11 protein-coding genes are annotated in these 16,035 nt (G+C 33.3%); 2 read left to right on the top strand and 9 right to left on the bottom strand.

All coding sequences use genetic code 11. The annotated features are described in order from the left end of the window. Nucleotides 1-5 precede the first annotated feature (5 nt). The 7 genes from ACHRVX_RS06275 to ACHRVX_RS06305 all read right to left on the bottom strand — a co-directional run bounded on the left by ACHRVX_RS06275 (nt 6) and on the right by ACHRVX_RS06305 (nt 10,885). Nucleotides 6-680 carry an ATP-binding cassette domain-containing protein gene (locus ACHRVX_RS06275; RefSeq protein ID WP_395330362.1) on the bottom strand — a complete coding sequence of 225 codons (675 nt, stop codon included), beginning with the start codon at nt 678-680 and terminating at the stop codon, nt 6-8. Nucleotides 681-973: 293 nt separating this feature from the next. Further along, the gene (locus ACHRVX_RS06280) at nt 974-3,739 is read right to left on the bottom strand and encodes a PD-(D/E)XK nuclease family protein (protein WP_395330365.1); all 2,766 of its coding nucleotides are present in this window, start codon (nt 3,737-3,739) and stop codon (nt 974-976) included. A gap of 64 nt (nt 3,740-3,803) precedes the next feature. Further along, on the bottom strand, nt 3,804-5,267 hold the full coding sequence (locus ACHRVX_RS06285) for an OmpA family protein (protein WP_395330368.1): 1,464 nt from the start codon (nt 5,265-5,267) through the stop codon (nt 3,804-3,806). A 112-nt stretch (nt 5,268-5,379) separates the two neighbouring features. Then, nucleotides 5,380-6,573, bottom strand: a complete 1,194-nt coding sequence (gene kbl / locus ACHRVX_RS06290; protein ID WP_395330370.1) for a glycine C-acetyltransferase — start codon at nt 6,571-6,573, stop codon at nt 5,380-5,382. Between the two features lie 81 nt (nt 6,574-6,654). Next, the gene (locus tag ACHRVX_RS06295) at nt 6,655-9,813 is read right to left on the bottom strand and encodes a UvrD-helicase domain-containing protein (protein ID WP_395330372.1); all 3,159 of its coding nucleotides are present in this window, start codon (nt 9,811-9,813) and stop codon (nt 6,655-6,657) included. 141 nt (nt 9,814-9,954) lie between these two features. After that, on the bottom strand, nt 9,955-10,560 hold the full coding sequence (locus ACHRVX_RS06300) for a lipoprotein signal peptidase (RefSeq protein ID WP_395330374.1): 606 nt from the start codon (nt 10,558-10,560) through the stop codon (nt 9,955-9,957). Nucleotides 10,561-10,681: 121 nt separating this feature from the next. Continuing rightward, nucleotides 10,682-10,885 (bottom strand): hypothetical protein, encoded by a 204-nt coding sequence (locus ACHRVX_RS06305; RefSeq protein WP_395330376.1) that lies wholly within the window; start codon nt 10,883-10,885, stop codon nt 10,682-10,684. A gap of 190 nt (nt 10,886-11,075) precedes the next feature. Between ACHRVX_RS06305 and ACHRVX_RS06310 the strand changes: the two genes are divergently transcribed. After that, on the top strand, nt 11,076-11,432 hold the full coding sequence (locus ACHRVX_RS06310) for a roadblock/LC7 domain-containing protein (protein WP_395330378.1): 357 nt from the start codon (nt 11,076-11,078) through the stop codon (nt 11,430-11,432). Between the two features lie 35 nt (nt 11,433-11,467). Further along, a complete protein-coding gene (locus ACHRVX_RS06315) occupies nt 11,468-11,848 on the top strand; it encodes a hypothetical protein (protein ID WP_395330380.1) in 381 nt (126 codons plus the stop codon). A gap of 249 nt (nt 11,849-12,097) precedes the next feature. Here the strand turns inward: ACHRVX_RS06315 and ACHRVX_RS06320 are convergent, their stop codons facing one another. Then, a complete protein-coding gene (locus tag ACHRVX_RS06320) occupies nt 12,098-12,478 on the bottom strand; it encodes a TraR/DksA C4-type zinc finger protein (protein ID WP_007807070.1) in 381 nt (126 codons plus the stop codon). Nucleotides 12,479-12,489: 11 nt separating this feature from the next. After that, nucleotides 12,490-15,945, bottom strand: coding sequence for an isoleucine--tRNA ligase (gene ileS / locus ACHRVX_RS06325; RefSeq protein WP_395330382.1), 3,456 nt, complete (start codon nt 15,943-15,945; stop codon nt 12,490-12,492). Between the last annotated feature and the right edge of the window lie 90 nt (nt 15,946-16,035).

The raw sequence follows: 16,035 nt of genomic DNA on the forward strand, positions 1-16,035 counted from the left end.
AATCTCTATAAAAAAGCTGAACTGGTTAGATATCCTTTATCAACAAGTTCAGCTTTTTCTTTGATAGAATGGGTTTTACCATCTTTGATCAAAATCAATTGTGTCGAAATTTTAATTATGTTTTGATAATTATGGTCTGTAATCACAATTCCTTTTTTGTACGAATTGGTTTTTATCAATTCATTGACTATTTCTACCATTATTGGCGACAATCCGTTATAAGGTTCGTCAAGTAAAACAAATTTTGAAGCATTAAATAAAACGATTTTAATTTCAAGATATCGCAATTCTCCACTTGATAAATGATTTATTCGTTTACCTGAAATCGACTGAATAAACTCATCTTCATAGAAAAATTTTAATTTTTGTTTATCGACAGATAATAGCACCGCCTTTTTTACGGAGAAATGATTGGGAATGAATTGTTCCTGCGAAAGATAACTAATATCATTTAATAGAACATTTTGGTTGTTTTTTGATACCGAATCAATCCGAATGCATTTATTTGGAGCAGATAATACTCCGAAAATAATTTTTAGTAAAGTCGATTTTCCGGAACCATTTCTTCCCAATAAACCTATAATGTCTGAAGTTTCACATTTCAGGTAAACATCTGAAAGAATAACTCTTTCGCCATATTTCTTTTGGATTCCATCCACTTCTAAAATATGCCTTTTCAAAATATTTTCTTTATTAAAAAAGTTATGACACCTATCAAGATTGCTGTTCCAAAGGTAAAAAGATAGCTAAAAACTAAAAGTTGGATTTTCGAAATTCCATTATTTGCATAAAACAGATATTCATTTTTACGATATAACTCTTTAAAACCTACACTCATTAAAAAACCAAAACTTAAAAACAGAATAAAAAAATAATCAAAACCTCCCAACAAAACAGCAATAGCACAAACAGTTAAATTGATAACTAAAGTAGTTTTAAAAAATTCGAATATGTTTTGTACTTTTTTAATCTCTTAATTTATTTTTTCTTCGAAAGGAATAGTAGCGTCAAAAATTTCTGACAACAATATTACGATTTCTTCTGCATAATTATTCAAAATTTCTTTAGTAACGGTATAATCCAATTCTTTTTCTTCTTTAAATCCAAAAGGAAGAAAACCGGACTTCAGGTTTTTAAACGAAATAATCCCAACTTCAATTGGTAAATCTCCCGCTTCTTTTTCAAACATAAAGGCATACGCCAAAACCTGAATAATTTTATCGTTTTTAAGCTCCTGTGTTAATCCGTTCCAGGACTTAAGTATAATATTCGTTTTTTCAACTTTTCCTGTCTTATAATCGATAATTCTTACTTTTCCGTTACGAAGTTCAATTCTATCAACATTTCCTTTAATTAAAACCGGAAATGGCAGCTTTGGATGATGCAATTCACGCTCATATGTTTTTTCTAAAGCGATAATCTTAATTGCATCTCCGTTTTTAATAGATTCTGATTCCATTTTTAAGAAATTAGAAACATTCCGTTTTGCCACTTCAAATGCCAAAAGGTTTCTACCTTTTTTAATTTCTCCTTCCTTATAAATCATTTTGAATTGCTTTAAAACTTCTCCATCTAATAGTTTAAAACAATTTTCGAGATCAGTTTCGGAGATAAATTTCCCCACAAACGGATCATACAATGCTTTTAAAGTTTCATGAATAATAGTTCCCAAAGTATTCAACGCAATATTCTCTTCAACTTCATCAACCTCCCGAATACGAAGAATTTTCTGGAAATAAAACTGAATCGGATTCCGAATATAACTCGTTAATGCCGAAGGTGAAAAACCTGCAGTAGCAATTTCTTTTAAACGTGCCATCACAGCTTCAGATTTTGGAACCGTCATTGGCGTATATGCCAAAGTTGGCAAAACAGGATTATAAATATCAAAAGTTAAATTATGCTTGTGTTGTTTCTCAACTTCTAATTGCGTTATAAATCTACTTCGTTCGCCGGCATCTAATCCGTCATTTTCAGTATTATAAATCAGATAAATATTTTTAGCTCTTTGTAGTAAATGATAAAAGTGATACGTATAAATAGCATCTTTTTCTTTAAAAGTTGGCAGACCTAATTCATTTTTGACATCATAAGGAATAAAAGAATTTTGAGATTTCCCTGCAGGAAACTTTCCTTCATTCATAGAAGTTACAATTACCGTATCAAAATCCAGAACACGACTTTCGAGAACTCCCATAATTTGCAGTCCATGCAAAGGCTCACCTTCAAACGAAACTTCAGCAACATCAATAATTTGCTTGTAGATAGCATGCAAAGTGTCGATATTATCAATATGATGATGTTGTGAATAATAATTAATTAATTTATTAATCACTTTAAAAACAGCAAAAACAAAAGCCTTTGCAATTTTTTCTTCCTCATTATCATTACTGAAATTTTCTTTTATCAAAAGCAAAAGTGCCGATACGTTTTCAAGAACCGCAATTGAACCGTTTTCCCATCTCTGAAACAATAATTCAAACAATCGTGTTGGACTAGAATTTAATTCAACAACTCTATTATGGGTAATAAAAGTGTAATTATTCTCTTTTATAATCCTTACTAAATTACCAGCATTTGCATAAGGTTCTACTAACGGATGCGTTAAAATATCAAGTACATCCTTATAATAAAAAACATAACTATCGCCTTTTCTGGAAAGGGCATTGGTATGCATTTTGAATAATTTTGCAATCAATATTTGAGATGGATTATTTTTTCCGGAATATCCCATGGTAATATTCAAACTCCCTACTGATGAAGGCAGTGAATATAAAATTGGCATCAGTAAATTTTCCTCACCCAATACAATAGCAACTTTATCCAGAGAAGTCATAGGATTTTCGTTGATAATATTTTCAATAATACTACCTGCTAATTTGGCCTGCCCAATAGTTTTAGGAGTTCCTATTACCTTAATATTTTTAGATTGAGAAAAATCATCTACGATCCATTCAAAAATATTTGTTTTATAATGTTTCCAGCTTTCTTTAAAACGTCGAACAAAAAGTCCGGCATCATGATAAGGATCATTTAAAAATGTCTGGTCCACATCCCAATAAATTTTAGCCTGATCCAGCGCTAAAAGGTGTTGTACTATTTTTTCTTCGGCAGCGTTTAAAGCATTGAAGCCGGCAAAAATAAAAGTGCGGTTTGAAATAGTATCTGAAAAGTGATTTAAGTTATTTACTGCTTCTCTATAAATCAAACCCTGATAGCCTATGGATTTATTCAACAAATGATTGTACAATGCATCATAATACATTGGCAGCAGTTTCCAGAAATCTATATAATTCTCTAATAGTTTGGTACTATTTTCAACTTCAATTCCCCATTTTTTTATGTCTTCAATATCTTTCAAATAGGATAAAACATGACTTGGATCTAAAAGGTAACGATCTATTTCATTAAAATCCTGCAAAAGTGTTTTTGCCCAATTGGCGAATAATTCGAACGATTGCTGGTTTTGCTTATCAGTAACAGAAAGATAAACTTCATAAAATTCAAATAAAAGTTCAATTGCGTCTACGGATCGTATTGACGCCACATCTTGCACAAAGTCTTCGATACTAATTATTTCAGGTGAAAGAATTGTATTTTTAGTTTCATTTTTTAAAGCTTCGATTAAAAAAACCTTAGCCCTTTTATTAGGCAAAATAATAGTTGTTTCAGCAAGATTCGCCGAATAATCCTTAATTATAACGGATGCTATTTTGCCAAGAAAAGAAGTATTTATCATTTGATAAAAATAAAAAAAGCCATTCAATTAAGAATGGCTTTTAGCATTTATTTACGAAGGTAAATTAGATTTTACCAGCATATTTAGAACCGATATGTTTGATTTCAGTTCTTCTGTTTTGTGCTTTACCTGCAGCAGTTTTATTGCTTGCAACTGGTTGAGACTCACCAAAACCTTTAGATTGTAAGTTATCAACGTTAACTCCTCTTTCGATCAAAGCGTTCATAACTGCAGCAGCTCTGTCTTCAGAAAGTTTTTGATTCAATTTATCAGAACCATCGCTATCAGTGTGACCTTCAACGCTAAATTTAGCATTTGGATAGTTGATAAGGATTTGTTTGATTGCATCTAATCTAGCTAAAGTTTCTTTGTCTCCAGTTTTGAAAGTAGCTTTACCTGAGTTAAAGTATACCGCTCTAGCTTGAACTTTAAGATCTTCTAACGCTTCAGCAGTTACTTCAGGACAACCTCTGTTTGAAGCAGGACCTGCAACTGTAGGACAATCATCATCTTTGTCAAGAACACCATCTTTGTCAGCGTCTAAGAAAGGACAACCACCATTTTCTTTAGGACCAGCAACTGTAGGACATTTGTCATCTTTATCAGCAACACCGTCTCCGTCAGTATCAGGACAACCTTTTAAAGCAGCTAAACCAGCAACATCTGGACAAGCATCATCTTTATCAGCAATTCCGTCTCCGTCAGTATCAGGACATCCGTTTAATGCAGCTAAACCAAATACATCTGGACAAGCATCACTAGCGTCAACGATTCCGTCTCCATCAGTATCAGGACATCCGTTGAATTGTTTTAGACCAGCAACATCTGGACAAGCATCATCTTTATCGTAGATTCCGTCTCCGTCAGTATCTTTACCTCCGAATTTGAAAACTAGACCTGCAGTGTGTTGAAAGTGAGATGGAGCATCTGGAACACCAGCTGCATCTTCTCTATCACCACTAACTGACCATTTGTATCTTGTAGCAAGCTCAAGACCAATAGCATCTGTAAACCAGAAAGTTACCCCAGCACCTGGATTAACTGTTCCGTAGCTGCTATCACCAAAGAAAGTGTAACCTCCACCAACAGATAACGAAGGATCAATTACTTTAGATTTGATTAATTCCTGGAAGCTATATTTAATAGTAGCATCAATTCCATAATACATCAAATCACCAGGATTAGTTACAACGTTACCTCTTGAATCATGCCCTGCAGCATTTGGATTGAAGGTAACATATTTATCAATTTTGTTTACAGATCCTTGTAAACCAACAGAGAAACCACTACCTACATATCTAGACACACCAATGTAAGATAAAGAAGGAAGAATATTCCAGTTGTCTTTAGCAGCGAATGCTTGAGAAAAGTGTTGATCAAAGAATCCACTTCCTGATCCAGAACTTGTTCTAGTATCAACGGCATTAACTCCAAAAGAGATAGCCCATGGATTGTTACTGTCTTGTGCGTGAGAACTTAAACCCATCACCATCATCACAGCAACTAAAAGTTTGTTAAGATGTTTCATACTTAATTTTTTTAATTACAATTTAGTTAATTACAGACAAAAGTAACACCAAAATTTTTAAATACAAAATGAAATGTTAAAAAAAACCTACAAAAATTCCAGCAAATGGGAATTATATAACTTTTAACAAATGTCCGACAACTTTAAATGCTTCTATTGCCCTGTCTAAGTGGTCTTTGGTATGTGCAGCTGATAGCTGAACTCTAATCCTTGCCTTATCTTTAGGAACTACGGGAAAGAAGAATCCGATTACATAAATCCCTTGTTTTAAAAGCTCATCAGCCATTTTTTGAGATAATTTTGCATCATATAACATTACTGGAACAATTGCAGAATCTCCATCAATTATATCAAAACCGGCTTTTTTCATTCCGTCCTTAAAATAATTTGTATTCCATTCTAATTTATCTCTTAAAGAAGTATCTTTTTCTAATAATTCAAACACTTTTATAGAAGCTCCAACAATTGCAGGCGCCAAAGAATTTGAAAATAAATAAGGTCTTGAACGCTGGCGCAGTAATTCAATTATTTCTTTTTTAGCAGTTGTATAACCACCCATTGCTCCACCAAGGGCTTTTCCAAGTGTACCTGTTATAATATCAACTCTACCCATTACACCTTTGGCTTCTAGCGTACCTTTACCAGTTGCACCAATAAATCCTGCAGCGTGACATTCGTCCACCATCACCATTGCATCATATTTATCCGCCAGGTCACAAATTTTATCCAATGGCGCCACAACACCATCCATAGAAAATACACCATCGGTAACAATTATTTTAAAACGAGCTCCTGCTTCATTAGCTTTAATTAGCTGTTGTTCTAAATCTTCCATATTGCTGTTTTCATAACGGTAACGCGCTGCTTTACACAAACGTACACCATCAATAATTGAAGCATGGTTTAAACTATCAGAAATAATTGCATCATTTTCACCTAACAATGGCTCAAAAACTCCTCCGTTAGCATCAAAAGCTGCGGCATAAAGAATTGTATCCTCGGTACCATAAAATTCAGCGATTTTTTTCTCTAAATTTTTATGAATATCCTGAGTTCCGCAAATAAAACGCACTGACGACATTCCGAAACCATGGGTATCCATAGCATCTTTTGCAGCTTGAACTACTTCAGGATGTGATGAAAGTCCCAAATAATTGTTTGCACAAAAATTAAGTACCTTTTCACCTGTCGAAATAGTAATTTCAGCATCTTGTGCCGAAGTTATAATTCGTTCCTTTTTAAAAATTCCGTTCTCTTCAATAGTTTGCAACTCACTTTGCAAATGCTCTTTTATTTTACCGTACATTTCTATTTATTTAAAACGTTAAAAATTAACAACTTAAACCTGTTAAGATGTTAATCATCCTTTAACATCTGATTAATTTCTTCACAAATTTACCACATCGATTTCTGTTCCTATATACACCAAAGCCTTTTTTAACACTTTGTATCCTAAATCCTCAATGGCATCCTGATATTCTTGAATTTGTTGTGCGTATTTTGAATTTATTACTCCCGTTTTATAGTCCAAAAGATAAGCTTCTCTATTCTGAGTTAACACAATTCTGTCCGGTTTTAAAATACGACCTTCTTTCTGCACTATTGTCTGCTCATTCAAAACTGTATAATTTCCATCAAAACAAACACTTAATTCGGGATGATTTACAATTTCGCCCAATGTTTTCAAAACTAATTCCGTCTGATCAACCGTTATCAGTCCATTTTCCAGCGCTTTGGTCACCGCCAAATCAATATCTGATTTATCTTTAACAAAGGCCAGAATCTCATGAATTATATTTCCATAAGATATTGCTTCCTGCTGATGCGTTCCCCACATCAAAGCTTCACGTTGTGCTATCCTTATATTTTTTGGATTTAAAACTTCTGAAACAACCGGTATCGTTTTCACTAAATCAAAAGAATCAACAAATTTCGAAAGCCTGGCTTTATTTCCAAATTCATATTCTAATTTTTCAGGATCATAAACACCTTTATTCATTAAATATTTAATAAAAAAAGAAGCCATATTATTGGGGAACTCACCGTCTTTTCTTTCTTTTAAAGATTGCGAAATTACATATAACTGTTCTTCAGCCCGCGTTAGCGCAACATATAATACATTAATATTGTCCAGTAATTCTTCTTGTTTTTTCAAATTAAAAACTGCCGAAGCACTTTCGCCAAAACCTTCAACCGCGCTGCTGTTATCAATTAATGCTTTCGGAACACCTAAATCAGCATCTTCGGTATCAAGCCATAATTTATCTTTTGGTTTTCGATTATAATCTTCTTCCGCAAAAGGCATGATAACAACCGGGAACTCTAACCCTTTCGATTTATGAATGGTCATTATTCGCACGGCATTATTTCCCTCGGGAGATGGAATACTAAATTTCTCTCCGTTTTTATCCCAGTAGCTTAAAAAATCCGCAATTCCCGCCTGATTTCTAATATCGCGCTCTAACACAATATCCAGAAAAAACTGTACATAAGCATTTCCTTCTGAAATCATTACAAATTTTGAAATGATAATCTCGACCGCTTCGTAAAGTGACTTTTTCCGAATATTTTCAAAAGACAACGAAACATCAAAAGTCAATAGCCACTTTTCAAACTCAACTTCAATCCTTTTTGACATTCCTGCAGCAATAAAATCATGAATTGGCATTTGAATATCTTTGCCCGAAGCTAAAAAATGCAGAAAATTTGCTTTCGATTCTAAATCGGCACTATTGTTTAAATATTTCAATAAATGAACAATCAACCGAACTTCTGTTGCATTTTGAATCATCAGGGTTTCTGAAGACAAAAGCGGAATATTCTGCTCAGTTAAATAATTTGCAATTGCAATTCCCTGATCTCTTTTACGAGTCAGAATTACAATATCTTTATATAAAAAACCTTCACGAACTACTTTCTGAATAGCATTTAAAGTTGCCAAAACATATAAATCTGATTTTTCTACAACTTCTTCTTCATCTGCAAAATCATTTTTTTCAATTATCGGAAGGAAAGAAATATTCACATAACCTCCTTTTTTTGAATTTGAATTCTGAAAACTATGATTTTCGTATAAATCTTTATAATCTTCATTTGAAAACTCGGCCGAAATCAAACTAAAAAAAGCATTATTAAAATCAATTACTTCGCTATAACTTCGATAATTGGTATCTAAATGTTCGACTTTTTTTTCATGATTAAAAAAAGAAGTGCCTTCCTTTCCTAATTCAATAAATTGCTCAGCTTTTCCTCCTCTCCATCGATAAATGGATTGCTTAGGATCGCCTACAATCATCAAAGTTCCTTTATTACCAAAATCATCCTGTCCGGAAAGTGAATTATGAATTAACGGAATCAAATTTTGCCATTGCATTTCTGACGTATCCTGAAATTCATCAATAAAAAAATGACGATACTTTTCTCCCAAACGTTCATAAATAAAAGGTGCGGGCTGGTTTTGAATTTCGCGATGAATTATGGCGTTAAATTCAGAAATTGATAAAATATTTTGTTCGGATTGTATTTTCGCCAATTCATTACTAACCGTGTTTAAAAGCGAAAGCGGTGTTATATTTTTTAGAAATGCTTTATAAAAATCCCTCTTTTCAAAATTTTTATAAATCTTCTCTAAAACCTGCAGCAGCTCCGGAATAATATTTTCGATTAACGCTTTATCTTTTGCCGTTTTATTAATCGCAATATCATCAAATTCATGAAAAGTTTTATTTCGTGGATTAAATTTTCCATCGCGAATACTTTCTAGGTGATTCGGAAAAGTTCCGCGGGAAAATGATTTTAAATCAATTCCGTTTTTATCGATTAAAGCAAGTGCATCAACTGCAAAATTTTCATTTTCAGACTCTAATTCTTTGCAAAGAGCCTGCATTTTCTTTTTTATTATTACAAACTCTTCGATTGATGTATCCTGAAAATGAGAAATCTCATTTCTGTTATTTTCATTTAAAACCAGTCTTCCAGTTTCCAGAATTTCACGCGAAACGTCCCAACTTTTATCATCGTCGGTTTTTTCCATTGTAAAATCAATCAGCAATTTTGTCAAAGTTTCATCCTGGCCTGCCTGAGCAATAATGGCATCAACGGCTTCAACCAATAAATTTTCAGTATCTAAAGTGACCTCAAAAGTCATTGGCAAATTTAAATCATGCGCAAAAGCACGAATTACTTTATGGGTAAATTTATCAATTGTAGAAATATCAAAAGCCGCATAATTATGAATAAGATGCTTGATTATATTTTGGGATTTTGTTTTGATCTTAATAATCGAAAGTCCGGTGTCACGGGATAAATCTTCCATTAAATCTACTGCTTTCGCGGAAGGCTGCTCTTTTGTAAACTCAGACAAACTCCCAACAATACGGCTTTTCATTTCATGAACCGCTTTGTTAGTAAAAGTTATTGCGAGAATATTTCGGTAAGCATCGTTTTTAGGAGAGGAAAGAATAATTTTGAGATATTCCTTAACTAACGTATAGGTCTTTCCTGAACCTGCTGATGCATCATAAATAGAAAAAGACGGACTTTGCATAAGTTCAGTTTTATAAAGCAAAAATAGCACAATAAAAGATCAAATCCCAATAATGTAAAATTCCAAATTCCAATACTTGCAGGCAATGAATGCTTCAAATATTGGAATTTGGAATTTATTTATTTTTTGATTTTAAAATAATTATGCTGTTTTAGGGAAAGCTCTTTTATTAAAGAACAACAAAATACCAACTCCTGTAGAAATTGCCATATCAGCAACATTAAAAATAGCATTAAAAAAAGAAACTTCTTCTCCGCCCCAAACAGGAAACCAAGTTGGTAAAGTTCCTCTCCAGATAGGAAAATAAAACATATCTACCACTAAACCGTGAAACCATGTTCCATAAGGTTCCGGTGAAAAAAGCGTTGCAAGATTACCATGACTGTCATCAAAAATAACTCCGTAAAAAACTGAATCGATAATATTTCCGGCCGCTCCTGCAAAAATCAAAGCAATCGAAACTATCAAATAATTTGAATGGCGTTTCTTGATTGAATCAGACAACCAATAAGCAATTCCGAATACTGCGAAAATCCTGAAAACGGTCAGAATCAATTTTCCATATTGTCCTGGTATTTTTGTTCCCCAAGCCATTCCTTCATTTTCAATAAAATGAATTTTGAACCACTCAGCCCCCATCACTTTTACCTCTTCACCTAAAAAAAAGTTGGTTTTTACATAGATTTTTGAAAGCTGGTCAACAATTAAAACTAAAAATATAAGGAAATACGCTTTTCGTAATGACATTTTATTAAATTTTGATGCGCAAAAGTAACAATTTAATCAAAAAAAACGCCCCAATAGGAGCGTTAATTCTTTTATAATATAAATCTGAGTAATTTAAAATCACTTTTCATTATTACAAGATCTACTTTTTTACATTTTGTTGTGCTGTTGCCTTGGGCGTATCACTAAAAAATTCAGAAATTGATTTAAACAAACCTTTTCCTTCTTTTCCTGACGCTGTTTTTTTTGCTTCAGCCTTTTTTATATCGGCTTTAAGCTTAATACGAATTTTTTCAAAATCCTTCATTCTGCTTTCTATGTCAGAGTTTATTTCTTTGATTTTCAATACTTTAGCCATTATGTAAGTTTTTTACGTTAAATAAATAAAATAATTAATGATTTGGTATTACAATGATACAGAATTTAATTTATATTTGTTAATAAAAATTAACACTTGTTTAGAACAAAAACTCATATTTAGCTCAATACCCCAACAAAACCTAGTAAATTTAACAACTTTTCCAAATCTCACAAATATGAATGAAATCACAACTACTCTAAACGATTTCCTGGTTAATACTAAATCTTCTGCTGCATTAATTTTAAATGGAAAAGGAAAACTAATCACTTCCCTGCATCTTGATTACGCAGATAGCGTTGCCGCAATGAGTGCAGCAATTTTCTCAATGAGCGAAAAACTTTTAATTGACCTTGATAAAGGTGCCCTGAAACAGCTCTTTTTAAAAACCTCCGAAGGTGTTGTTATTGGAAATAAAATAAGCGGCACTAACTTTTTAATTGCTTTTTCAAGAGATGGCAGCAATCTTGGTTTATTAATGCGATCAACAGATGAAGTTGCATTAGAACTAAGTAAGAATTCCCTATTAAAATAACATAGATCTATTAACCCAACAAACCCACCTAAATTATGAGTAATGACTTTTTAAACGTGTTTTTAAATGAAATGAAAACCAACGTAAATGGCTTTATTGCTGTTGCCGTAACCGAAATTGAATCAGGATTAAGCTTTGGAAACCTAACAATAGATCCTTCATTTGATCCGGAACTTGCTGCAGCTTACAATCTTGAAGTTGTTAAAGCAAAATTAAGCGCAGTAAAAGCTTTAAATTTAAAACAAGATATTGAAGATATTTTGATTACACTTACTAATCAAATTCACATTATCGACATATCTCCAAACAAAAAATTCATGATTTATCTTGCAGCAGATTCCTCAAAAGCAAATTTAGGAATGACAAGAGCTATTTTAAGAAAACACAAATTAGAGCTAGAGAAAAACTTAGCTTAGTTTTTATCTTATTTTTTTAATTAGAACTATTCTGAAGCAGGATAGTTCTAATTAAAATTATTGTTTTTTATTGCCCCAAATCAAAAACTTATATCTTCTTACAAAAAAGACATCTCCAACTCCGGATCTTCTTTATTACTTATAATTAAATTCTTTCAAAAGCTTTATAATCATATGAGGCTTCATTTCAACAAAACATTAAACAAAAAAAACGCCCCTGAAAGGAGCGCTTATTTTATTTGATATTAATTATCGCTGCAAGTTTTTTGCTTCGATACTCATTGTAGCGTGAGGAACGATTTTTAGCCTTTCTTTTCCAATTAACTTTCCTGTAACTTTACAAATACCGTAGGTTTTATTTTCAACACGGAATAATGCGTTTTTCAGGTCACGTATAAACTTTTCCTGTCTGATAGCCAACTGTGAGTTTGCTTCTTTAGACATTGTTTCGCTTCCTTCTTCAAATGCTTTAAAAGTTGGAGATGTATCATCTGTCCCGTTATTTAAATCATTCATGTAAGCACTTTTTATTAAATCCAGATCGGCTTGTGCTTTTTGTATTTTATTTTGAATTATTTCTTTAAACTCTGCCAAATCAGCGTCAGAGTATCTTGTAATTTCATCTATCATGGTATTTTATATTATTTTGAAATTAATATCATTGTTTTAATATCATCAAATTCAATTTCTGTGCCGTTTTCTAAAGCATCCACAAAAACTAAATCTTCTGTTAGTGTCTCAGACTTAATATAGTCTACATTTTTCAGAATTGCTTCTTCTAAGATTCCGCTTCTTTTTATTTGAACTTTAATTTTATCAGTAACTTCAAATCCAGAATCTTTACGGATATTTTGAATTCTGTTAACCAACTCTCTTGCGATACCTTCGTTTTTCAATTCTTCAGAGATTGTAATATCAAGCGCAACTGTGATTCCGTTTGAGTTTGCAACCAGCCAACCTTCAATATCCTGAGATGTTATTTCGACATCTTCTAATGATAAAGTTACATTATTTCCAGCAATAACAATATCTAAGGTCCCTTGCTTGTCCAACTGATTAATCTGGTCTGCCGAAAAATTTTGTATTTCCTTGGAAATCAATCCCATATCTTTACCAAAACGGGGTCCTAATGCTTTAAAATTAGGTTTAATCTGTTTTACCAAAATACCTGAATCATCATCCAAAAGCAAGATTTCTTTAACGTTTACCTCCGCTTTTATAAGCTCTGAAATAGCCTGAATTTCGGTTCTTTCTTTTTCGTCAAGTACCGGAATCATTACCTTTTGCAAAGGTTGACGTACTTTGATTTTTTCTTTTGCACGAAGCGATAAAACCAAAGATGAGATGGTTTGTGCTTTCTGCATTTTGCTTTCTAACGTTTTATTAACAAAGTTTTCGACAAATTTTGGAAACTCAGCCAAGTGAATACTGGCATATTGCTCAGATTCTGTAGAAATCGTTAAATCACGATACAATTTATCCATGAAAAAAGGAGCGATTGGAGCGCTTAATTTACTGATCGTTAACAGACAAGTATAAAGCGTTTGATACGCAGCAATTTTATCATGAGCATATTCTCCTTTCCAGAAACGACGACGGCATAAACGAACGTACCAGTTGCTTAAGTTTTCCTGAACAAAGTCAGAAATAGCTCTTGCGGCTTTTGTAGGCTCATAATCCTCATAACACTCATCAACAAACTTTATTAAGGTATGTAATTCAGATATAATCCATTGATCGATTTCCGGTCTTTCGTTTAACGGAATTTCCGCTTCAGCGTATTTAAAACCATCAATATTGGCATATAACGAGAAGAACGAATAGGTGTTGTATAATGTTCCGAAGAATTTACGACGAACCTCAGCAATTCCTTCAAGGTCAAATTTCAAATTATCCCAAGGGTTGGCATTCATGATCATGTACCAGCGTGTGGCATCAGGACCATATTCTGCAATGGTTTTAAAAGGATCAATAGTGTTCCCTTTACTTTTAGACATTTTGATTCCGTCTTTATCTAAAACCAAACCATTTGAAACGACGTTTTTATACGCTACTTTATCAAAAACCAAAGTTCCGATTGCGTGCAGTGTATAAAACCATCCACGAGTCTGATCGACACCTTCTGCAATAAAATTCGCAGGGAAATCTTTATTCTCGTCAATTTTATCTTTATTCTCAAAAGGATAATGCCACTGTGCATAAGGCATTGCCCCAGAATCAAACCAAACGTCAATTAAATCGCTTTCGCGTTTCATTGGCTGGCCTGAAGCCGAAACTAAAGTAATCTGATCGACTACATTTTTATGTAAATCGATTAAATCATAATTAGATTCAGACATGTTTCCGATTTCAAAACCTTTAAATGGATTTTCTTTTTGAAAACCTGCTTCGATAGATTTTTCGATCGCATTGTACAATTCTTCAACAGAACCAATAAGAACTTCTTCTTTTTTGTCTTCAGTTCTCCAAATTGGCAACGGAATACCCCAATATCTAGAACGAGATAAATTCCAGTCGTTGGCATTTTTAAGCCAGTTTCCAAAACGTCCTTCACCAGTAGACTTAGGCTTCCAATTGATAGTTTCGTTCAGGTCGAACATTCTATCTTTTACATCGGTTACTTTAATGAACCAAGAATCTAGTGGATAATATAATAACGGCTCATCAGTTCTCCAACTGTGTGGATAACTATGTACGTATTTTTCAACCTTAAAGGCTTTATTTTCTTCTTTTAATCGAATAGCGATTTCAACATCTACAGAACGTTCCGGAGCTTGTCCTTCATCGTAATATTCGTTTTTTACATATTTACCGGCAAGATCTCCTAAATGCGAAGTGAATTTTCCTTGTAAATCGACTAAAGGAACTGGTGTTCCAGTTTCGTCAAGAACTAACATTGGCGGAATTTCCGGTTTAGCTTCTTTTGCAACTTTAGCATCATCAGCACCAAAAGTTGGGGCTGTATGTACAATTCCTGTTCCGTCTTCGGTAGTTACAAAATCTCCTGCAATTACTCTAAAGGCATCTTGTGCATTTTGATATGGCAATACATATTGCAATAATTGTTCGTATCGAATATCTACTAAATCAGCTCCTTTTGCTTCAGCTAACACTTTGTATGGAAGCTTTTTATCACCTTCTTTTACATTATCAAAATCTCCATCGTCTTCACTTGCAAAAAATCCTTTCCCGAATTGTTTTCCAACTAAATTCTTAGCTAAAACAACATTTACAGGTTCAAAAGTATATTGATTGAAGGTTTTTACTAAAACGTAATCGATTCTTGGACCAACTGTTAAAGCTGTATTTGATGGTAATGTCCAAGGCGTTGTTGTCCATGCTAAAATGTGATATTCCTCCCCTGACCCCTCCGAAGGAGAAGAACCAAGACGAAATGCTTTTTCTATAGAGTTTTCAACTCCCTTTCCTTTGGAAAGGGCTGGGGATAGGACTTTAAACTGCGCCACAATCGTAGTATCTGTTACATCACGATAAGCTCCCGGCTGATTTACTTCGTGAGAAGACAATCCTGTTCCTGCTTTTGGAGAATAGGGCTGAATTGTATATCCTTTGTACAACAAACCTTTATCGTAGATTTGTTTCAAAAGCCACCAAACAGACTCCATATATTTTGGTTTATAAGTCACATATGGATCTTCCATATCTACCCAATATCCCATTTTTTCGGTCAAATCATTCCATACGTCGGTATAACGCATTACGGTTTTTTTACACGCTTCGTTATATTCTTCGATCGAAATTGTTTTACCAATATCTTCTTTTGTAATTCCAAGTTCTTTTTCGGTACCTAATTCTACCGGTAATCCGTGGGTATCCCAACCCGCTTTTCTTTTTACCTGAAAACCTTTTTGAGTTTTATATCTGCAAAAAATATCTTTAATCGCACGTGCCATCACGTGGTGAATTCCCGGCAAACCATTTGCTGAAGGCGGACCTTCAAAAAAGACGAAAGGCTCTGCACCTTCGCGAGTTGTTACGCTCTTTTCAAATATATTTTCTTCCTTCCAAAAATCAAGTACTTCTGACGCTATTGCTGGCAAGTCAAGTCCTTTGTATTCAGTAAATTTTGTGCTCATTTTATCCTTTTCTTAATCGAGGTGCGAAAGTAAGGAATTTTGGATTATTGACCACCACTTTATTAAAATTTCACAAACTTTTGTTGGGAT

The organism is Flavobacterium sp. FlaQc-47, from assembly GCF_044006475.1.
Taxonomy (GTDB): Bacteria; Bacteroidota; Bacteroidia; order Flavobacteriales; family Flavobacteriaceae; genus Flavobacterium.

Excerpts from the sequence above, each read along its gene's own strand:
- ACHRVX_RS06280 (WP_395330365.1), bottom strand. The coding sequence starts at position 3,739 with ATGATAAATACTTCTTTTCTTGGCAAAATAGCATCCGTTATAATTAAG.
- ACHRVX_RS06285 (WP_395330368.1), bottom strand. The coding sequence starts at position 5,267 with ATGAAACATCTTAACAAACTTTTAGTTGCTGTGATGATGGTGATGGGT.
- kbl (WP_395330370.1), bottom strand. The coding sequence starts at position 6,573 with ATGTACGGTAAAATAAAAGAGCATTTGCAAAGTGAGTTGCAAACTATT.
- ACHRVX_RS06295 (WP_395330372.1), bottom strand. The coding sequence starts at position 9,813 with ATGCAAAGTCCGTCTTTTTCTATTTATGATGCATCAGCAGGTTCAGGA.
- ACHRVX_RS06300 (WP_395330374.1), bottom strand. The coding sequence starts at position 10,560 with ATGTCATTACGAAAAGCGTATTTCCTTATATTTTTAGTTTTAATTGTT.
- ACHRVX_RS06310 (WP_395330378.1), top strand. The coding sequence starts at position 11,076 with ATGAATGAAATCACAACTACTCTAAACGATTTCCTGGTTAATACTAAA.
- ACHRVX_RS06315 (WP_395330380.1), top strand. The coding sequence starts at position 11,468 with ATGAGTAATGACTTTTTAAACGTGTTTTTAAATGAAATGAAAACCAAC.
- ACHRVX_RS06320 (WP_007807070.1), bottom strand. The coding sequence starts at position 12,478 with ATGATAGATGAAATTACAAGATACTCTGACGCTGATTTGGCAGAGTTT.
- ileS (WP_395330382.1), bottom strand. The coding sequence starts at position 15,945 with ATGAGCACAAAATTTACTGAATACAAAGGACTTGACTTGCCAGCAATA.